Annotated in this window: 11 protein-coding genes; 9 read left to right on the forward strand and 2 right to left on the reverse strand. The window is 42.5% G+C overall.

Annotated elements, in window-relative coordinates; genetic code table 11:
• Nucleotides 1-159 precede the first annotated feature (159 nt).
• The 7 genes from AFM12_RS06030 (at nucleotide 160) to AFM12_RS06060 (ending at nucleotide 14871) form a co-directional block, all read left to right on the forward strand.
• Nucleotides 160-3171: a SusC/RagA family TonB-linked outer membrane protein gene (locus tag AFM12_RS06030; protein ID WP_055145295.1), complete on the forward strand. Its 3012-nt coding sequence runs from the start codon at nucleotides 160-162 to the stop codon at nucleotides 3169-3171.
• Between the two features lie 23 nt (nucleotides 3172-3194).
• On the forward strand, nucleotides 3195-4688 hold the full coding sequence (locus AFM12_RS06035) for a RagB/SusD family nutrient uptake outer membrane protein (protein ID WP_055147752.1): 1494 nt from the start codon (nucleotides 3195-3197) through the stop codon (nucleotides 4686-4688).
• Between the two features lie 75 nt (nucleotides 4689-4763).
• On the forward strand, nucleotides 4764-5321 hold the full coding sequence (locus AFM12_RS06040; RefSeq protein WP_055145298.1) for a hypothetical protein: 558 nt from the start codon (nucleotides 4764-4766) through the stop codon (nucleotides 5319-5321).
• A gap of 5 nt (nucleotides 5322-5326) precedes the next feature.
• Entirely contained in the window at nucleotides 5327-8599 is a 3273-nt protein-coding gene (locus AFM12_RS06045; RefSeq protein ID WP_055145301.1) for a VCBS repeat-containing protein, read from the forward strand.
• Nucleotides 8596-11877, forward strand: coding sequence for a VCBS repeat-containing protein (locus tag AFM12_RS06050; protein WP_055145304.1), 3282 nt, complete (start codon nucleotides 8596-8598; stop codon nucleotides 11875-11877). The genes AFM12_RS06045 and AFM12_RS06050 overlap by 4 nt, the downstream gene beginning before the upstream one ends.
• 36 nt (nucleotides 11878-11913) lie before the next feature.
• Entirely contained in the window at nucleotides 11914-13413 is a 1500-nt protein-coding gene (locus tag AFM12_RS06055) for a lipopolysaccharide biosynthesis protein (protein ID WP_055145307.1), read from the forward strand.
• Nucleotides 13414-13419: 6 nt separating this feature from the next.
• On the forward strand, nucleotides 13420-14871 hold the full coding sequence (locus tag AFM12_RS06060) for a UDP-N-acetylmuramoyl-L-alanyl-D-glutamate--2,6-diaminopimelate ligase (RefSeq protein WP_055145310.1): 1452 nt from the start codon (nucleotides 13420-13422) through the stop codon (nucleotides 14869-14871).
• A gap of 1 nt (nucleotide 14872) precedes the next feature.
• Here AFM12_RS06060 and AFM12_RS06065 read toward each other — a convergent pair whose 3' ends face one another.
• A complete protein-coding gene (locus AFM12_RS06065; protein WP_055145313.1) occupies nucleotides 14873-17098 on the reverse strand; it encodes an FUSC family protein in 2226 nt (741 codons plus the stop codon).
• A gap of 126 nt (nucleotides 17099-17224) precedes the next feature.
• On the opposite strand from AFM12_RS06065, the gene AFM12_RS06070 reads away from it, so the two are divergent.
• Nucleotides 17225-18136 (forward strand): sugar phosphate isomerase/epimerase family protein, encoded by a 912-nt coding sequence (locus AFM12_RS06070; RefSeq protein ID WP_055145316.1) that lies wholly within the window; start codon nucleotides 17225-17227, stop codon nucleotides 18134-18136.
• On the opposite strand, the gene AFM12_RS06075 is transcribed toward AFM12_RS06070, so the two are convergent.
• On the reverse strand, nucleotides 18133-19923 hold the full coding sequence (locus tag AFM12_RS06075) for a MutS-related protein (protein ID WP_055145319.1): 1791 nt from the start codon (nucleotides 19921-19923) through the stop codon (nucleotides 18133-18135). The genes AFM12_RS06070 and AFM12_RS06075 overlap by 4 nt on opposite strands.
• Nucleotides 19924-19961: 38 nt before the next feature.
• On the opposite strand from AFM12_RS06075, the gene recG reads away from it, so the two are divergent.
• On the forward strand, nucleotides 19962-22055 hold the full coding sequence (gene recG, locus AFM12_RS06080; RefSeq protein ID WP_055145322.1) for an ATP-dependent DNA helicase RecG: 2094 nt from the start codon (nucleotides 19962-19964) through the stop codon (nucleotides 22053-22055).
• Nucleotides 22056-22155: the final 100 nt, after the last annotated feature.

A 22155-nucleotide genomic window follows, 5' to 3' on the forward strand; every position in this document is an offset into this window, starting at 1 on the left:
CCGATAACACATTTTTGGGCATCTCAATTTTGGATTATGCCTATATGTTTTTGTAGGTTTACGCCCTGATTCAGCAGATAGTGCAAGAATTTCGGTCTTAAGTGACACGTTCTAAACTCTCTGAATTAACGCCAAATTTTTTAACTTAAACTTAAACCTATGATGAATTCGCTCTACCTACTGGGCCAAAAAGTGTCCAAGGTTGGTAAGAAGTCAGGCAGCACATTTGCAGCTTTGGCTTTCGTACTTTCATTCATTTCCATTTCAGCTTTTTCTCAAAGTATTTCAGTTTCCGGTAAGGTCACTGACACAGACGGGATGGAGCTACCTGGTGTAACTGTACAGGTTAAAGGTACTACTAACGGAACCTCAACAGGTATCGACGGTACTTACAGTTTATCAAACGTACCAGGTAATGGTACAATCGTTTACAGTTTCGTGGGTATGCAACCTCAGGAAATTGCGGTTCAAGGCCAAACAGTGATCAACGTTTCTCTTGCAAACGACGATCAGGTTCTTGAAGAAGTAGTAGTAGTAGGATATGGTACCGTGAAGAAAAAAGATGCTACCGGTGCTGTTAACGCTATCGGTACAAAAGATTTCCAGAAGGGTATCGTGACTTCACCTGAGCAGCTAATGCAAGGTAAAGTAGCGGGTGTTCAAATCACGCAAAGCTCTGGTGAGCCAGGTGGTGGAATTAACATCCGTATTCGTGGAACATCTTCAGTGTATGGTGGTAATAACCCACTTTTTGTAATTGACGGAGTACCTCTTAGTGGTGATAACACTTCTGCTGGTGGAGACTCTCAGGGTCTTGGACGCCAGCCGGCCAAAAACCCTTTGAACTTCCTTAACCCAGAAGATATCCTTAGCATTGACATCCTGAAAGATGCTTCTGCAACGGCTATTTATGGTGCTCGTGGTGCTCAGGGTGTTGTTTTAATCACAACCAAAAAAGGTTCTGGTAAAGGAACACTTTCTTATGGTTTCTCTCTTGGAGCAAGTAACATCACAAAAAAGTATGACTTATTGAACGCTGATGAGTTTGCATCTGCAAACCCATCACAGGACAGAGGTGCTGATGTTGATTGGCAGAATGAGTTGTTCCAGACCGGCATTACTCAGCAGCATAACCTTTCTTACGGTGGAGGTGATGCCACAGGAAACTACCGTTTCTCTTTAGGTTATCTTGATCAGGAGGGTATCGTACTTACATCAGGTATCAAAAGATATTCTATCGGTTTCAACGGTGGTAAGAAGTTCATCAATAACAAATTGAACATTACCTCTTCTGTAAACCTTGCGAATACTCAGGATAGAGGTGTTGGTATCTCTGAAAACTCAGGTTACACTGGTGACCTTTTGGCTGCTATTATCAAGTCAAACCCTACAATGCCTGTTTACACAGGTGGCGAATTTACTCAGCCAGGTATAACTGAGCCAAACCCATTGGCTATCGTTAACTATAACAAAGACAGAACCAACACGCTAAGAGCTCTTGGTAACATTGCCGCAGAGCTTGAGCTTCTTGAAGGTTTGAAATTCAAAACTGTTTTAGGTTTTGACAAGTCTCTTTCAAGTAGAAAGAATGCGTTCTCTTCGGACCTTGTTCTTGACGGTGTGAGTGGTATCGGTCGTTTGTACATCACAGACATTGAAGCTGACAACAACCTTTGGGAAAACTACTTTACGTATGACAAAGAATTTGGTAGCACTTCATTGAATGCTTTGTTAGGTTACTCATACCAGAGCTTTGATGGTTACTATAAATCTTCAAGCCTTGCCAACTTTGCAACTTCTGATCTTGACGTAATGATCAATAACCTTGCTTCTGCAGATGCATCTAAGGCTCCAAGTAACGTAGTAAACAACTCTTCATCTGAAAAAGATGAGCTTCAGTCTTACTTCACTCGTGTTAACCTAAACATGGGTAATAAATACTTGCTAACTGGTACATTACGTATTGATGGTTCTACTAAGTTTGGTGGTAATAATAAGTACGGTTACTTCCCTTCAGGAGCTTTCAAATGGAAGTTGATTGAGGAAGATTTCGTTCCTAGAAACGTATTCTCTGATCTTGCTCTTCGTGTAGGTTATGGTTTGGTTGGTAACCAGAACATCCCTCACAACCTTTATGACAGACGTGACCGCTACTCTGGCTGGGGTGCAAACCAAGGTGCTACTGATATCTCAGGTGGTGGTTTAAATGCCGTTGCATTTAATAACCCTGATTTGAAATGGGAGTCGACTTCAACCCTGAACATTGGTTTAGACTTCGGTATCATGAACAACAAAGTGAGTGGTAACATCGAATTCTATGATAAGCACACTAAAGACCTGTTATTCCAGGTAGTATCTGCTCAGCCGGCTCCAACACCTTTCGTTTGGAGAAACCTTGATACTGATATTCAAAACCGTGGTGTGGAACTAGGTTTGAATGTTATCGCTGTTGACAATACAAACTTTACATGGGAGGTTAACTTAAACGGTGCTTATAACAAGAACATCATCAAAAACCTTTCTGGTGTTTATGATACAGGTCAAATCAACGGACAGGGTCTAACGGGTGCGTTTGCCCAGCGTCTGGCTGAGGGTCAGCCAATGTTTGCTTACTTTGTTAGAGAGTTTGGTGGATATGATGATCAAGGAAACTCAATCTACCCTAACGGTGACTTCCAGCAGTTTAACGGTGCAAGCCCGAACCCAACTTTCACAGCTGGTTTGAACAACAGCTTCCGCTTCGGAAACTTTGATGCAAGCTTCTTCTTCAACGGCGTATTTGGAAACTACATTTACAATAACACCGCTAATGCTTACTTTACAAAAGGTGCATTGAACAACGGTCGTAACGTAACCAGAGATGTGGTAGGCACAGATGAAGGTCCATGGAACGCTCCTGACGTATCTTCAAGATTCCTTGAGAAAGGTGACTTTGTACGTCTGCAGAACCTTAATCTTGGATATCGCGTACCTATGAGTGGTAGCAATGCCATTTCTGGTATCCGTCTTTTCATTACAGGTCAAAACCTGGCAACGTTTACGAAATACAGTGGTCAGGATCCGGAGGTTAGTACCAACAAATCTTTGAATGGTATTCCTTCTTTCGGTATTGACTATACGGCTTATCCAAGAGCTAAGACGTGGACAATCGGAGCAAATGTTTCATTCTAATTAAAGATTTAAAAGAATTGAAAATGAAAACAATAAATTTCAAAAAAGTATTAATAGGTGGCTTGAGCGTAATGTTCATGGCTTCTTGTACAGACCTCGTTAACGATGAAAAAGATTCCATCGTTAGAGCAAATGAGGGTGGCGGAGGATTTACTCCCGGTAACCCAACTGAACTATTGGTTTCAGCATATAAAGATTTGAGTGCTTACACAGATCAGGCGAACATTTACGCTCTTGGTCAGCACCCTACTGCTGAAATGATTCCTCCTACCAGAGGTGTTGACTGGGGTGATAATGGTGTATGGCGTACGCTTGACCAGCATACATGGGATGCCACTCACAGTGGTATCATCAATGCCTGGAACCAGCTTAACCAACGTGTCTATAAGTGTAACGAGATCATCGCTTCTAACCCGTCTGCTGCTGAGAAAGCAGAAGCTCAGTTTTTGAGAGCTTTGAACATGTTCCACGTAATGGATTACTGGGGTCAGGTTCCCTTCAGAGAGGTAACTGACGGTGTAGATGTAAACCCTAAGGTGTTGACTCGTTCTGAGGCTTTTGATTTCATTGTAAGTGATCTTGAAGCTGCCTTGCCTGGTCTAGAGAACCGTGGACCTGCTCCTTTGCAGGCTACAGCATCTAAGGCTGCTGCTAATTTCCTTTTAGCTAAACTTTATCTGAATAAGGCCGTTTACACAGCAGCTTCACCTGCTGGTCCTTACTCGTTTGATAATGGTGATATGGCGAAGGTAATTTCTTACGTAGACGCTATCATTGCAGATGGTTACGAAATCAGTGATGATTTCTTCGGTAACTTTACTGCTGATGCAACAACTGAGACTATCCTTAACTCTGCTGAAGGTACTCCTCAGAACCGTTGGATGATGACTCTTCACTATGATCAGAACCCATCTGGATGGAATGGTTTCACCACTTTGGCTGACTTCTACGATACTTTTAGCGACGAGGATATCCGTAAAGGTATTCCTGCAGCTGCAGATGGCAGCAATATGTCTGGTATCGGTCATGGATTCCTGATTGGTCAGCAGTACAAAGATGATGGAACTCCAATCACTGACTCAAGATCTCAGCAACTCTTGAAATTTACAAGAGATGTAAGCTTGGCTGGTACGCCAACAGATAAAGGTATCAGAGTAATCAAGTATCACCCGGCTATGGCTGGTAAGTATATCCTTATGCGTTTTGCTGAAGCTTACTTAATGAAAGCTGAAGCCATGATGCGTTCAGGTGATACTGCAGGTGCTCTTGCAATGATCAATGATTTGAGAGCGAAAAGACAAGCTTCTGCTTTGAGTTCACTTGATGAGAATAGCCTTTTCGACGAAATCGGTCGTGAAATGTACTGGGAAGGTGGTAAAAGAACTACGGAAGTTCGTTTTGGTAAGTTTACAACCGGTACCGGTGCACTTATTCAGGACGATTACACCGTTCTATACCCAATCCCTTCACCGGCGATTGTGTCTAACCCGAATTTAACTCAAAACGAGGGTTACTAAGACAAGACCTGTCTTTGATATTATTCAAAAATGCTCGAACTCGTTTCGGGCATTTTTGATTTATTTAATTGCATAATGAGATATATCTATTCTATTCTCTTCGTTGTAATGCTGGCCGGTTGCGGTTCGGGCTCTGGTACTGATACCAGAATTTTCGAAGCCCTTCAAAAGCTCGATGCCGGCTCAATGATCGTTGATATTGAAATTGATGGTAAAAAGTTTTATCCTTTGGATTTACCTTTTAAAGGTTCCATTACGATTAACGAGTTGGCATTTTTTGTCAACTTGAGAAACCCCGAAGGTGGCAATATCGTCATCAGTATAGAAGATGAAGATTGGTATAAGGCAGAAAGCAAAAAGATACAGTTTGAAGAAGCCATGCCGCTTTCTGGTCACCTGTATGGCTCTCTGTTAGTTGGCCGAAGAACAAACACTGATGGGGAAGGCTATCTTTTGAAAGAAGGTTATTTTGAGATAAAACAAATGAATCAGGAAGCCTGTATTATTACAATCAATGGAGTTTTGAAAAATCCCTTTAATGATGAGATCACAAAACCCATTAACGGTTATATCGTCTGGAAAAAACCACCTTCACTAGACCCTAAAACTACGGGAGCTTACTTTTTTAACTAAAAACGATGCAGAAACTCTTTCCTGCCATTCTAGTTTTCACTTTGCTATTAGTATCCTGCAAAGAAGACAATAACGACTCCCTTTTCAGGCTAATGACAGCTGATGAAACAGGAATTAACTTCAGCAACGATATCCGCAACACTGAGACATTTAATATTTTCAATTACCGCAATTTCTACAACGGTGGAGGAGTAGCGGCTGGTGACATCAATAATGATGGACTCACCGATCTCCTTTTTACAGCCAATATGGGTAGCAATAAGCTCTATCTCAATAAGGGCAACTTCCAGTTTGAAGATATCACCGAAAAGGCTGGAATAGCCGAAGCTGACAAGTGGAGTACGGGCGTAGTTATGGTTGACATTAATTACGATGGCCTGCTGGATATCTATATCTGTAACGCAGGGTATCAGAAAGGAGTAAGTACCGAAAACGCCCTTTTTATTAATAACGGTAACCTTACTTTTACAGAAAAAGCCTCAGAATATGGTCTTAATGACGATGGCTACACCACCCACACCGCCTTTTTTGATTATGACAAAGATGGCGATCTGGATGCCTATATTCTCAATAACAGCTTCATCCCGGTTAATACGCTTAATTATGCCAATAACCGCGAAATGAGGGCTAAAGATTGGCCAGTCAGAGATTTTCTAAAAGGCGGAGGAGATAAGCTTTTAAGAAATGATGATGGCCAATTTGTTGATGTCAGTGAAGAGGCTGGTATTTACGGTAGCCTTATTGGTTTTGGCCTTGGTATAACCGTAGGCGATGTCAATAATGACAACTGGCCTGATATGTATGTAAGCAATGATTTTTTTGAAAAAGATTACCTCTACATTAATCAAAAAGACGGCACTTTTAAAGAAGAACTGGAAGACCGGATTCAGCACACGAGTCTTGCCTCTATGGGTGCTGATATGGCTGACATCAATAATGACGGACAACCCGAAATCTTTGTAACCGACATGCTTCCGCAAACTGAGCAAAGACTAAAAACAACGGCCTCTTATGAAAATCACTACATCTATAACCTTAAGCAGGAACGGGGCTTCTATCATCAGTTCATGCAGAACTCATTACAACTAAATAATGGGAATGGTGATTTTTCTGAGATTGCTCAATTCTCTGGTGTAGCTAAAAGTGACTGGAGCTGGGGAGCTCTGATGTTTGATGCAGACAACGATGGTCTCACAGACATTTACGTTTCAAACGGTATTCGCCACGATGTGATTGATCAGGATTTCATTGACTTCTTTGCTGATGAATTAAGCCAGAAAATGGCCATTAGTGGTAAAAAAGAGAGCATTGAAAAAATTCTTGAAAAGATGCCAAGCGTTCCCGTAGTCAACAGTTTTTTTAAGAATACGGGTAACCTTAAATTCGAATTTGAATCTGAGCAGGTCGGTTTTAAAGAAGAATCCTTCTCAAATGGAGCCGTTTATGCTGATCTGGACAATGACGGCGATCTCGACCTGGTCGTAAATAATGTAAATCAGACCTGCTTTGTCTATGAGAATCAATCCAAAAAAGATAACCACTTTTTGAAGATTAAGCTCAAAGGAGAAAATAAAAACCCAAGGGCCATTGGAGCCAAAGTACTGGTTTATCAAAAAGGTAAAGTCTTCAGTCAACAAATGATTCCTACAAGAGGCTTTCAATCCAGCACAGATTACGCCTTAAACTTTGGATTAGGCGGCGATTCTGAGATAGACTCTCTTCAGGTTATCTGGCCAAATGATCAGATGAGCTTTTCAGGCCTTTTTTATGCTGATACTACGCTAATCTTTGATATCAAAAACGCCAATAAGAAATGGTCGCCCGAAAAAACTGATGGCAGACCCATTCTCGTAGAAAAAGAGAATCGCTTCGACCCCCATCTTGAAAACGAATATTCCGATTACTATAACGAGAAAAACATCGCCTTTAAGCTTTCTACTGAAGGACCAAAGGCGGCTGTCGGAGATATTAATGGCGATGGTAAAAATGATGTCATTATAGCCGGAGCAAAAGATCAGGTAACAAAAGTTTACCTCTCTTCAAACGGCTCTTTTCAAACTCTTGACCAGCCGGCTTTTGAACGCTTTATTTCTTTTGAAGACACGGCCATCGAACTTTTCGATGCTGATGGAGACGGCGATCTCGATGTCTATCTGGGTTCTGGCGGAAATGAGGTTTCTCAGGGAAACCGAGAGCTTATGGATCGCCTTTTTATGAATGACGGCAAAGGTAACTTTGAGATCAAAACAGGTGGTTTACCAAATATCAGCCTGAACACCTCGGTCGTAAAAGCCAATGATTTTGATAAAGACGGAGACCTTGATCTTTTTGTAGGCAGTCGTAACATGCCTTTGCAGTATGGCCTTTTCCCTAACTCCTATTTGCTTAAAAATGATGGCAAAGGCAAATTTAGTATACAGCAAACTTTTCTCACCCTGGGCATGGTTACAGAAGCGGCTTGGGCCGACCTGGACGGTGATAAGTCTTCTGAACTTATCATTACAGGTGAATGGATGGAAACCATGGTTTTTGCTAACCAAGACGGCCAATTTGTTGCAAAAAACAACACCGGCTTGGTGAACCTTAAAGGATTCTGGTCTGCCCTAAACATAACAGATATTGATAATGACGGTGACCCCGATCTACTGCTTGGCAACATGGGTGAGAATTTCTCTTTTGAAGTGGACTCAGACAAGCCTTTCAAAGTGTGGGTGGCTGACTTTGACCATAATAACACAATTGACAAGGTCTTTAGCAAAACTATTGATGGTGAAGACAAGCCGGTATTTCTGAAAAGAGATATTACAGATCAGTTTCCGTCGCTCAAAAATGCCAGTCTGAAACATGCCGATTATGCCAGTAAAACCATTCAGGATTTATTTGAGAAAAATAGCATTGAACAGTCTATTGTCAAAGAGGTCAATTACCTCAAAAGCATTGTCGCCCGGAATAATGGTGACGGCTCTTTCTCTGTCGAAGAGATGCCGATAGAAATTCAGTTTAGCTGTGTAAATGATATCATCAGCCATGATGTCAACAAAGACGGCTTTAACGATTTAATACTTGCCGGCAATAACACGCACATGATTCCACAGTTCGGTACATTGGACGCTTGCCGGGGAAATGTCTTACTGAATACGGGAGGGAAGGGCTTTCAAACCGCAAAAAACTCGGGTCTGAACTTAAAGGGTAATGTAAGACAGCTCAGTCTGCTCAATGATGACTTGCTTTTAGTACTCATCAATAATCAAAAACCCAAAACCTATCAGCTCCCATGAGAAAGGTATTGATGCTTGTTGGCCTGACCTTTCTTTTGTTTTCCTGCAAAAATGAAAAACAGGAAGAGCCTCTGTTTCGTCTTTTAAAGCCGGAACAAACAGGAGTTGATTTTCAAAACGGTATTGAACCCACCAAAGACCTCAACATCTTTAGCTATCTCTATTTTTATAATGGTGGAGGTGCCGGGGCCGGAGATTTGAACAATGACGGACTGATTGACCTTATTTTCACTTCAAATCTTGAAAAAAGTAAAATATACCTGAATCGAGGAGATTTGAAATTTGAAGATATCACTCAAAAAAGTGGTTTTGATACCGGCGGAGGCTGGTCAAACGGAATTTCTATTGTCGACATCAATGATGATGGAATGCTTGATTTCTATATTTCACAGGTTGGTGAATATCAAAATCTGCACGGCAAAAATCAGCTTTTCATTTGCCAGAAAATAGAAGATGGCATCCCCATTTATCAAGAAAAAGGGGCTAAATACGGTCTTGATTTAGTCGGTTTTGGTACACAGGCCACGTTCGCTGACTTTGATCTTGATGGTGATCTTGATTTCTTTCAGTTAAATCATTCTGTTCACAGTAACGGAACCTTCGGGGAGCGGGGAAACTTTTTGAATTCATACCATCCCCTTTCCGGAGATCGGTACTTTGAAAATATTGATGGCCATTTTGTTGACAAAACAAAAGCTTCAGCCATACATTCAAATGCTTTAGGCTATGGTCTTGGCATAGCAACCGGCGATATCGACTTAGATGGCAAACCGGACTTGTATATCGGGAATGATTTTCATGAAAACGACTACCTGTATATCAATCAGGGAGGGGGCGTTTTTTCTGATCAAACCGACCAGTACATGAGCCATACCAGCCGCTTCAGTATGGGCGTTGATATTGCTGATATTAATAATGACATTTTCCCTGATCTCGTTTCTCTGGATATGCTACCATGGGATTATAAACTCATCAAGCAGGCAGATGGAGAGGATGTCTTTTACAATTTCAATTTCAAGCTGAAGCAGGGCTATAATTTTCAGTTTTCAAGAAATGCCCTGCAGGTCAATAACGGAAATGGCACCTTTAGCGAGGTGGCTATGATGGCGGGCATACATGCCACAGACTGGTCCTGGAGCTCTCTTTTTGGTGACTTCAATAATGACGGACTGAAAGACCTCTTCATTTCTAATGGCATCAATAAACGTATGAATGATACGGACTACATGAATTATGTGTCGAACGATGCCATTCAGGAGAAGATCAATAACAAAGAATTCGATGAGTCCGATGAGCTATTGACGGACTTATTGCCCGAAGTAAAAATCCCGAATAAATTTTTCCTCAATACCGGAAATGTCCAATTCAAGGAAATAAATGATCTGGTAGATCAAAATACAATTTCATTCTCAAACGGGGCCATTCAGGCAGATCTCGACAATGACGGTGATCTGGATTTGGTAACGAATAACATCAATGATCCGGTTTTTATTTATGAGAACCTCAATGGGCAAAACAGTGGCTTATCAATTGGCTTTAAGGGCAAAAAAGGCAACCGAAACGCAATAGGAGCCAAGGCCATTTTATACACAAGTGAAGGCACTCAATATGCCGAGAAGTTTCCGGTTAAAGGGTTTCAGTCCAGCTCAGAAACTCCCTTGCATTTTGGGGTGAAAGACTCTGTTAAGATAGATTCTTTGGTGATCATTTGGCCTGATAATCATTATTCAACCTTGACAAACCCTCAAACGAATCAGATTGAGGTTATTTATAAGGAAGGTCTCCCGCTTTTTGATTATCAATCCCTCAAACGGAAATCGGGTAAAGATTACCATTTTGAAGATATTGCAGAGCAATTAAACCTTGACATCTGTCACAAAGAAAACCAATTCAATGAATTTGACCGGGAGGCTCTCATTCCTGCCATGCACTCTACGGCGGGTCCGGCTATCTCTGTTGCAGATATCAATTTAGACGGACTGGACGACATCTTTATGGGTTCCTCAAAATGGGAGAAAGCGAGAGTGATGATTCAGACTTCGTCGGGTACTTTTCAGCAAACTTCTCAACCAAGCCTGGAAGCCGACAGCACTTTTGAAGAGTCTGCGGCCGAATGGGCTGATGTGAACGGAGACGGTCAGCTTGATTTACTTCTGGCCTCAGGCGGAAATGAATATTACGGCAAAACGCCTTATCTAAAGCCTCGGATTTACCTCAATAACGGAAAGGCTCAATTTGAATTAAAAGAAAATGCCCTCCCTGATATTTTTGACACTCAGGCTTGTATAAAAGCCTCAGACGTTGATCAGGATGGAGACCTCGATCTATTTATTGGTGGGAAAACAGTCTCCTGGAAATACGGTGAGATTCCTCGCTCCTACTTACTCATCAATGACGGTCAGGCAAATTTCAAAGACAAAACACCGGAAGAGTTAAAATACATCGGGATGGTACACTCGGCCGAATGGGTTGATCTTGACCAAAACGGTTCTGAAGACCTGATTCTGGCCTGCCAATGGGATGGGGTTTTCGCTTTCATGAATGAAAGTGGTGAATTCAAAAAAAATGTTTTGACGAATAAAAAAGGGTGGTGGAATACCCTTTACCCGACAGACCTGGATAACGACGGCGACCTGGATTTTCTACTCGGAAATCTTGGTGAAAACAGTCGAATTTCAGCCTCTGAAACGGAGCCGGTTCGTCTCTATGTGAATGACATCGACGAAAACGGCCGACTGGATCAAATTCTGACGCATTATATGAATCATGAGGAAGTCATTTTTGCGGACAAGAAAGAGCTTGAAAAACAGATGCCCTTTATTCGAAAGAAATATAATCTCTCCAGAGATTTCTCAAACGCCTATTTCAAAGATGTTTTTGGTCGGGATAAAATTGACGAGGCTAAAGTTTATGAGGCCAATTATTTTGACAATGCGGTATTGATCAATGACGGTAAAGGAAATTTTGAAACAAAGTCTCTTCCGAAGTCTACGCAATTTGGTCCAAAAGCATCCTTTCAGAAAATTGAGGGAACTCCGTCTGATTACCTCATCATGGGCAACTTCTTTGAAAGCAATATTCAGTTTGGTCGCTATGATGCTGATTACGGCGGTTTACTTTCTTTTGATTCAGGCACAGCTAAACACCAGCCTTTGCCGGATTTAAAGATTTACGGTCAGGTCAGAGCTATTGTTCCTATCAAAATTAAAGGAGAAACCCATTACCTTATCGCCCGAAACGATGATGTCTTGATGGTTTTGAAAAAGACTTCTGAATAAAATCGTAACATTGTACCGGATTTAGCAATCGGCAATATGTCTTTCCTCAAAAAACTGGCAGGCGATACGGTACTCTACGGGCTAAGCAGCATCGTGGGCAGGCTGCTTAACTGGCTGCTGGTGGTGGTACATACCCGAGTTTTTGAGCAACCACGTTTACTTTCAGATAATGCTCAGCTTTACTCCTGGGTAATTCCGCTGAATGTACTTTATACTTTCGGCATGGAGACGGCTTTCTTCCGATACGGATCCAAAAAGGAAAACCAGAATGAGTATTTCAATATCATTCTGACCTTCATTATACTTCTTGGGGGCACTCTCTCGACGCTTTTTATTCTTGGAGCCACACCTTTGATCGAAGCTTTAGGCTACCCCGGCAAAGAAAGACTGATCGTTTGGCTAGCCATCATCATTGCTGTAGACGCCATTTGTGCCATAGCTTTTGTGAAGCTTCGTGCTCAGAATAAAGCCCGACGTTTCGTGAAAATTAAACTTGCCAGCATTTTCATCAATATTGGTCTGAATGCCTTTTATCTGATCTTTTGCCATAACATTTTAAATGGCGTTTTCCTGCCTGATTGGAAAGAGTTTGCTGCCCGATTCTACAATCCATCCATAGGACCAGACTATATCATCTGGGCCAATTATGTGGCCAGCATGATTACCCTTTTACTACTTTGGAAAGAGTTTGTGGGCTATCGTTTTGCCTTCAATTGGGAAAAGCTGAAAGTGGTTTTGAAATACGCTTACCCCCTGCTCATTATGGGTTTAGCCGGTGCCATCAATTTGACCGCTGACCGACTGATGTTTAGAGAGCTTTTGCCGGATGGCTTCTACACTGGTCAATCGACTGATGACGCCTTCAGTATTTATGCCAATGTGTATAAGCTTTCCATTTTTATGACACTGGTGGTGCAGGCCTATCGCTATGCCGCCGACCCGTTTTTCTTCTCAAAAATGGGTGACAAAAACTCTCCGGGAATGATTGCCCTAAGCACCAAATGGTTTACGATTGCCTGTGTGGTACTCTGGCTTGTGGTAAGTCTCAATCTTGACTGGATTGGTCTTTTAATTGGCTCAACGTATCGTGACGGCTTGCCGGTTGTTCCCATTTTGCTCCTGGCCAACCTCTTCATCGGAATTTATGGAAATACCTCAATCTGGTACAAACTGACTGACAAAACCCACTACGGCACCTATATCACCATCGGTGGTATGTTGATTACAGTAGTTCTCAATCTTATTTTGATTCCTCAAATGGGCTATATTGGCTGTGCCATCACTTTTGTAATCAGTTCATTTCTGATGGTAGCGGCCTGTTATTATTTTGGTCAGATTCACTTTCCGGTTCCTTATGAAACTCAGAGAATTCTGCTTTACCTTCTTGTAGCCGGAGGATTGATTCTGCTAAATTCGTATGTGAGATTTGAAAATCTGGCCTTGGGAGTTTCTCTTCATCTGCTTCAATGTCTGCTTTTTCTGGTCTTTATCTATTTTCTGGAAAAGAAGAACTTTTCAAAGTTTAAAGCCATTTAACGATTTATGCTGCTCAGCGACATCCTCTATAAAATTTCATTACAGACCGTTTCAGGGAAAACCGATCTGGAAATCAGTGCCATAGAATTCGACTCCCGGAAAGTACAAAAGGGCCATCTTTTTGTGGCCATTCCGGGCACTCAGGTGGACGGTCATCAGTATATTGAAAAAGCAATCGATCTTGGTGCATCGGCCATTTTATGTGAGCGGCTTCCTGAAACTTTAAAAGAACAGGTCACCTACATTCAGGTCGAGAATTCGGCGAAGGCTATGGGACTCGCTGCTGCCAATTTCTATGAACAGCCTTCTCAACAGTTACAATTGGTAGGCATCACCGGTACGAATGGAAAAACCTCGGTGGCGACGCTTTTGTTTAACCTCTTCCGAAAACTGGGCTATAAATGCGGACTCTTGTCAACTGTTCAGAATCAAATTGAGGATGAAATCATCGATTCAACCCACACTACACCAGACTCTGTAAGCATCAATAAACTGCTTCAGGAGATGGTCAATAAGGGTTGTGGCTTCGTTTTTATGGAAGTCAGCTCTCATGCCGTGGTGATGGAACGGATCGCCGGCCTTCATTTTGCCGGAGGCATTTTCACCAACATCACGCAGGATCATCTAGACTTCCACGAGACTTTTAAGAATTATATAGCCGCCAAAAAGGGCTTCTTTGATCAATTGCCAAAAACGGCTTTTGCCCTGACGAATACGGATGACAAGAATGGCAAGGTGATGCTGCAAAACACCAAAGCCACCAAAGAGTCCTATAGCCTTCGTGGTGTGGGTACCTTCAAAGGCAAAATTCTGGACTCCGGTCTTTTCGGTATTCAAATGACTATTGATGAGCAGGAGGTTTGGTTTAAACTGATTGGTCGTTTTAATGCCTATAATTTGCTGGCCGTGTACGGTGCCGCTATTTTGCTGGAGGAAAAACCAGAGGACATTCTGACGGAATTATCACAGCTGACTCCACCTCCGGGCCGTTTTCAGCAAATACATTCTGCCGATGGTAAGGTAGGGATTGTGGACTACGCCCATACTCCTGACGCCCTTCAGAATGTACTGGAAACCATCAATGACCTACGGGAAGATATTCAGCAGGTAATTACCGTAGTTGGCTGTGGTGGTAACCGCGACAAAGGTAAACGCCCGCAAATGGCTAAAATCGCGGCCGAACTGAGTCATAAGGTAATCATGACTTCCGATAACCCCCGCAATGAAGAACCCGAGGCCATTCTCAAAGACATGCAGGAAGGCATCAGCATCACCAAAAGAAAAAAGGTATTAAGCATTGTGGATCGCCGCGAAGCCATCAAAACCGCCGTCATGCTGGCCAATGAAGGCGACATCATTTTAGTAGCCGGCAAAGGCCACGAAGATTATCAGGAAATCAAAGGAGTAAAGCAGCATTTTGATGACCGGGAGGAGCTTTTGGCGGCTTTTCAGGGTTAACTCACAAATACACCACCACCTGCTTCATGCTGTCGCTCAGGCCATAAAGCCATTTGAGTTGTTCGGTGATGAGCTTGCCTTCCTGAAGGCGGTTTCGCATTTCGGGTTTTAGAGGTACAAAACCCTGCGAAAGCTCTTCGGCACGTACTTCCTCCAGCTTCTTGTATTTGTCTTCCAGTATTTTACTGGCGTCCTCAGTTTCTCCGGTATCGTGCATTGTCGTTTCTTCTCCGGTACGCAGTATCTCCTGCACATTTTGCAGGTTAAGCAGTATATGCCTCATCATTGTTTCGTAAGCCTCTGAAGCCGGAGTAGTCTCATGATTCTGTATATAAGTACCCATGGCAGCAGTAGCGTTTAAAAACGTCTGAATCAGCACCACTATGGCCTGCACTTGCGAAACATGATCTCGTTGAGATTTGGGTTCCTCTGTTAATCGTTGAAATGCCGCCAGCAGGTTTCCTGTGTCAATAAATGCCCTTTTTCTTGATAGACGATAGCCGGTGTCAGGCACCGACTTGGTATGATACAGCCGGTCAATTTCTCTAAAATACTCCGCTACCGATTCCAGAGATTTTGAGATACTGGTTTTGATGTTCTTCCCCTCCCAGGAAGGCCAGAGCAGATAAATAGCCAAAAAGGAAATTACCGCCCCCACGAGAGTATCCACTACCCGGTAAAGAATGATCTCATACGTTTTATCGACCAGTAATGAATACAGCAACACCACCACCAGGGTAATAAAAGTGGCGGCGATTTTATAATTCTTCTGAAGAAAACTAAACCCAATAAAAGTGACCGGTATGGCCAGTAGACCATATACCAGCCGTGAGTCTGTCACATAAACAATGACAAACCCAATGGCCGCCCCTAACAAGGTCCCGAAAATGCGATGCACAGCCCGTTGTTTGGTTAATCCGAAGTTGGGACGCAAAATCACACTGATGGTCAGCAAAATCCAGTAGGCATTTTGATGCTGCAAGAATTGACCTGTAAAATAGCCAATCAACATCGCCGTTGTAAATCGCAAAGCGTGTTTAAACGTCCCGGATTCAAAACTCAGGTTTTCACGTAATGTTTTGAAACTGTAATCCTGAGTGGTGATAAAAAGCTTTCTGTCGGCCCGGTTGGTAGTCACCGAGCCGTTTTCGAGCAATCGCCCGTAAACCCTCTTGGCAATCGTAATTTTCTGCCATTTTTTTGATTCGGCATCAATGATATTGCGAAGCAACAAAACACCTTCGCGTGCTGCAGGCAAGCCCACTTCATTGACATACTCGCCCAGACCAGCCTCGCAAGCTTCCAGATGCGAATAATCTTCCTGCAAAAGTTGTAACTCCTCACCATTTTGTAAGGCCTCAGCCAAAGCGTACAAATGAACAATTGACTTAGCTGAAAGGTCTTTAACCGGCTTAAGGGCCTTTTGATGCGTTGCAAAAATATCTTTTACTAACTCCCGCTCCACTCCTGCTGCAAGTGAAAGCTCATAGATATCAAGAATTTCTATAAAAATCAGGAGGTAACGGTTGGTTTGATTCGACTGCCCCTGAGTTTTGCGGTCTTTGTACAAAAGCTCTCTGAGCAATTCATGTTGTGTATTGATTTCTATTTGCTTTTTGAGGAGTTTTTGCTCCAGCTCCATGGCGTTTTCCGGATCATTCCAGAGCAACTGATAATTAATTTTCAGGTATTCAGCAGTAGACTCTATGCAGTCGGCCAGGTTAAGTGCGGTGTTTTTATTTTCAAAAATTCGGTGGGAAACACCCGCTAAAAGCAAATACCAAAAGCCGCCACCAGCAATTAAAAGCAGTTGCTCGGGCAATGGAATCACGCTTTTTTGCAAAGCAAAACTCATGACAATGGCCATTTGCCCGGAGAAACCCACCATAGAACCTCTGAAACCATAAACCGCAAACATGGCCACTGAAAAACAGGCAAAGGCAAAAAACACCAAAAAAGCCGTGGGATGCCACATTCTAAAAAGCCCGCCCAGCCCCACTATGAGTAAACCAAGGGTTAAAGCAGCCAGAATTCCCCAGAAGCGGTGCCGGTTGCTACCGTCGGTATTGGGCAAAAAAGTGAAAAGAGTACCCAGTGCAAAAGCAAAACCTTGGTAGAAAGCGTCCAGCTGAAAACCGACAAACACCGGAACCACCAAAGCAAAGGTGAGCACCAGACCTTTGATGGTGTCAAACGACAATAAATACCGGCTTACTTTTGGTTTCATGCTGAGCAAATTTAGATCAATTTTATCGTAGGAAAATTTAATGGCTCATTAGCCAAGTCAATTCTTTAAATTTTTCAATCAGCCCTTCAGATTTAACTATCTTCGTGTTTAAAGCAGTAAAGAATTATGTTCCAACTCGGTTTTGTTTCAGCCATTTTAGATGGCAAAAGTTTTGATGAAGTGATCGGCTTTGCCGGTCAGAATGGTTTTGAAAGTGTGGAAATTATGTGCTGGCCAGGTGGTAGTGGCGACAACCGTCGTTATGCCGGAGTAACGCATATTGATGTTGAGAATTTTGATAAAACCATGATTCAGAATACTCTTAGTAAAAACGGTGTCGTCATTTCCGGATTGGGCTACTACCCAAACCCTTTGGATTCAGACTCAGCCAAATCTGAGTATTATATAGAGCATATCAAAAAGGTCATCAGAGCTTGCAATGCTCTCGAAATTCCCGTGATGAATACCTTTATTGGTCGGAATCAAAAGCTAAACATGGAAGAAAACCTGAAACTTTTCCGGAAACTGTGGGCTCCGATCATTGCAGTGGCTGAGCAGGAAGGCGTTAAAATAGGCATTGAGAACTGTCCGATGTTTTTCACAAACGACGAATGGCCGGGAGGCAAAAATCTCGCGATCAGCCCGGCGGTTTGGGATCAAATGTTTGAGGCTTTCCCTACCCCTTTATTCGGTTTGAACTACGACCCCTCTCATATGATTTTCCAGCACATGGATGAGATTAAACCGATCTACGATTATAAAGACCGTCTGCATCACATTCATATCAAAGACGTGAAGGTTTATAAAGAAAAACTGGACCGAGTGGGCATTTTCGCTAATCCGCTGGAGTATCATTCGCCCAAACTACCCGGACTGGGAGATGTTAATTGGAGAGCTTTCTTTGCAGCTTTAACAGACATCCGTTACCGCGGCCCGGTGGTCATTGAAGTGGAGGACAAAGCCTTTGAAGGAAGTGAAGAAGATGTCAGAAAAGCCATTCTGACCAGCAGAAACTATGTAAAACAGTTTTTGCCCTAAACTTTTAAGCCAACACTTCTTAGCAGTTCACTGGCATTGAAGCTTTTACAAACACCTTCTTTGAGTTGATAATCGAACGAAAGCTCTCCATCTTTTGAGTCATACTCAAAATAAAAATTATTGACTGAATCAGGGTATTTGGTGGTCATTTCGGTAGTTCTCAAATCGTGGGTGGCCACCATAGCAAAAGCATTCGCCGCAATAACCTCCTCCAAAAAGGCAATTGACCCTTTTAATTTATCTTCGGAGTTAGTCCCCCGCAGCATTTCATCTACCAGAATCAGGGTCTTTGGCTCGTTTTTCATGGCATCCAGCAGCAGACGAATTCTGTCAATCTCAGCTTTAAATGTAGAAGCGTTTTCCTGCAATGAATCTTTGATCCGCATGTAAGCGAATAGCTGAATTTGATCCGTCAGTTCAAACTGCTTTACAAAAACCGGGGCACCGGCATAGGCTAATAAAATATTACAGCCAATTGTTCTTAAAAAGGTACTTTTCCCCGACATGTTGGAGCCGGTGATCAGTGTAAGTCGATTGTTTTCTGTAAGGTCAAAATCATTACAAACCGCATTCTTCATTAATGGGTGGCCAGCACTTTTTGCTTTTATGGCAACCCGATCTCCGGTTTTTATTTCCGGGTACGTCCATTCTTTTTCATTAAAGGCCAAGGTGCTCAGACTGGTATAAACTTCAAACTGACCAATGGCTTCAAAAATGCGTTTGAAAAAGTCAGGGTGAGCATTCACCCATTTTCTCAAACGAATCATTTCAACAAGATCGAAAGGCGAAAAGAGATATAGAAAGAAAGCAGAGAGCTGATTGTCTTTCATCTCAATTTTCTTGGTAATCCGTTGAAAGGAAAGAATCGGATCTTTTTCGCCCGTGTCAATTGGCATAAGCTCAAAAGCCTCCTTTAAAACCTTGGATTCCCAGTTTTCTTTGAGAATCAACAACGAGGCCTGATGATAATAACCCAGCTCACGACTGATTCCTTTGAGTTTATGATAATAAGATTCTGTCAGCTCCTTATTCATTCCCGATAGACCAAAATGCAGACCCAGAAAAGCAAAAAGACAGATTGTGCCGGCTGTTACCGAGCCGAAATAAAAGGCAGCAACCAAAAACAAAGGGAAAATCCATTTGATAACCGGATAAAGAGAGATCAGCCATTCCATTTTCAAAACAGGAGGTTGCTCTAATCCCGTCAGGCCTTCTGTTTCAGTTTTTTTGAGTTCAAATAAAGAAGCCTGAAACTGCTGACGCCATTCATCTTTTTCAGCCAACTCTTTGACAGATTCCTGAGCTTCTGAAATGTCACTCGCACGCGGACTTTCTAGAAATTTACGGGCAAGTGCAGTAGTTCCCTCTTCCGTTTTTGCCCGGTTGATTTTGTGATACAAAGAAAAGTCTCCGAAAACATCAAGATCGCCCGAGTACCGGTGTTTAGGATTTTCAAAACGTTCTCCACCATCATAAACCGAGCTGCCACAATTGAGAATGTTGATTTCATTTTCAATGACATCCAGCATCACCTTTTGAAGGTTAAACTGGTCTGTAACCGAGTCATGATATTTGACTAGTTGATAAAAACCAAGTAAGACCCCAATGCCAACCGCAAGCGTGATAAAAAGAGAGGTCTTTAGCAGAAAATAGAACAAAACCGCAGCTGCCACAATGGCCAGAAGTCTGTAAGTAGAAACGTCATTGACCTTCTTTTGCAAAAGATTCAGCTCCTCTTTGGCTTCAGCAAGCCTCTTTTCATAATACTTCTCTACCATGTCCTTCATTTTGCGTGAAATTACCAAAGCCTTTCTATTTTTGTTTCATGTCCTCCCCTTTAAATAAGCCCATTGATTACCTGCGTGGAGTCGGTACACAACGTGCCGATCTGTTGAAAACAGAATTGGGGATATTCACCTATGCTGATTTGCTTCAGCATTATCCGTTCAGGTATGAGGACCGCAGTACTTTCCATACTATTAAGGGTATTCATGAAGACATGGAAGCTGCACAAATTAAGGGTCGGCTGGTCAGTCTTCAGAAAATCGGCTCTGCCAGAAAACAAAGACTTGTAGCCGAATTCTCAGACCACACCGGCACGCTCGAGTTGGTCTGGTTTCAGGGCATAAAATGGGTTGAAAAGAAATTGAGAATTGGTGGAGAATATCTGGTTTATGGAAAGCCCGTCAGATTCGGCAGTAAATACAATATCACTCACCCTGAAATTGATCTTCTAACCCCGGCCAATAGCAAAACAGGTGGTTTTAAACCTATTTATTCTCTTACTGATAAACTTCGCAAAAAGTTTGTGGATAGTAAAGTCTTGGGCCAAATCACCTTCAACGCCCTTCAGGATTTGGGCAAACAAATCCCGGAAAACTTGCCTCATAGTTTAATTGAGAAATTTAAGCTCATTCCAAGATATCAGGCCTTTCATCTGATTCATCATCCGAAAGATTTCAGTCATGTTAAACATGCCACAAGGCGATTAAAATTTGAGGAGTTATTCTACAATCAGTTAAATCTGATCAACCAAAAACTGGTTAAAAAAAGTGAGAATGAAGGCCACCTGTTCACCAAAACAGAACTACTCACCACCTTTTATGAAAACCACTTACCTTTTGAACTAACCGGAGCTCAAAAGAAAGTGATTAAAGAAATTTTCTTTGATTTCAAATCAGGCAGGCAAATGAATCGCCTTCTGCAGGGTGATGTGGGTTCGGGTAAAACCATTGTTAGTTTCATTTGTATGCTGATGGCCATTGACTCAGGTGCACAATGCTGTATCATGGCACCAACTGAGATCTTGGCTACTCAACATTTTCATGGGCTTCGCGAATTTGCGGAAGCACTAGACCTAAAAATTGAAATACTTACCGGTTCCACAAAAAAGAAAGAACGCGAATTGATTCACATAGGTCTACGGGATGGAAGCTGCAAGATTATTGTAGGCACCCATGCTTTACTTGAAGATGTGGTTCAGTTTCAAAATCTCGGACTTTGTGTCATTGACGAACAACATCGTTTTGGCGTAGCCCAGCGGGCAAAATTGTGGAATAAGAACAAAGAAAAGCACCCCCATATTTTGGTAATGACCGCAACGCCAATTCCCAGAACACTGGCCATGACACTATACGGCGATTTGGACGTTTCTGTAATTGACGAATTACCCGCCGGTCGAAAACCCGTCAAAACCGTTCATCGGTACGATTCCAAAAGACTTGAGGTTTTCCAGTTTGTCAGAGATGAAATCAAAAAAGGACGACAGGTTTACATTGTTTATCCACTTATTGAAGAATCTGAACAGATGGATTACAAAAACCTCATGGATGGCTACGAAAGTGTGGCCCGGGCTTTCCCGAATGAGGCACTGAGCATTGTTCATGGGAAAATGAAGCCACAGGATAAGGAGTTTGAAATGCAGCGTTTTGTCAAAGGCGAAACCTCAATTATGGTGGCCACCACTGTGATTGAGGTTGGCGTAAACGTTCCCAATGCCAGCCTCATGATCATTGAAAATGCAGAACGTTTCGGGCTAGCTCAGCTACATCAGCTTCGTGGTCGAGTGGGTCGCGGTGCTGAGCAATCTTACTGCATCCTGATGTCCGGGGTAAAACTGAGTAGCGATTCACGCAAACGAATTCAAACGATGGTGGAAACCAATGACGGCTTCAGAATTTCGGAAGTAGATTTGGAACTCAGAGGACCTGGAGATATGGCCGGGACCCAACAAAGCGGACTGGTTGATCTTAAAATAGCCAGTCTGGCCACAGATAGCAAAATCCTCACTTTTGCCAGAGAAGCGGCTCTCTCCATTCTGGATGACGATCCTAAACTTGAAAAACCGGAAAACCAAATGATTAACCGGCACCTGAAATCTGGAAAAGCAGAACACCTTAACTGGAGCAAAATCAGTTAGACAAACCCATTTCTCTTAATCGTTTCATTTCAGCCAAATGTCTGTTTAAACCTTTCGGTAAATAAAATTGCCTTGGTTATTAAACGTTCCGTGGCTAATA

The organism is Jiulongibacter sediminis (assembly GCF_001306455.1).
In the GTDB taxonomy this organism is placed as follows: Bacteria; Bacteroidota; Bacteroidia; order Cytophagales; family Spirosomataceae; genus Jiulongibacter; species Jiulongibacter sediminis.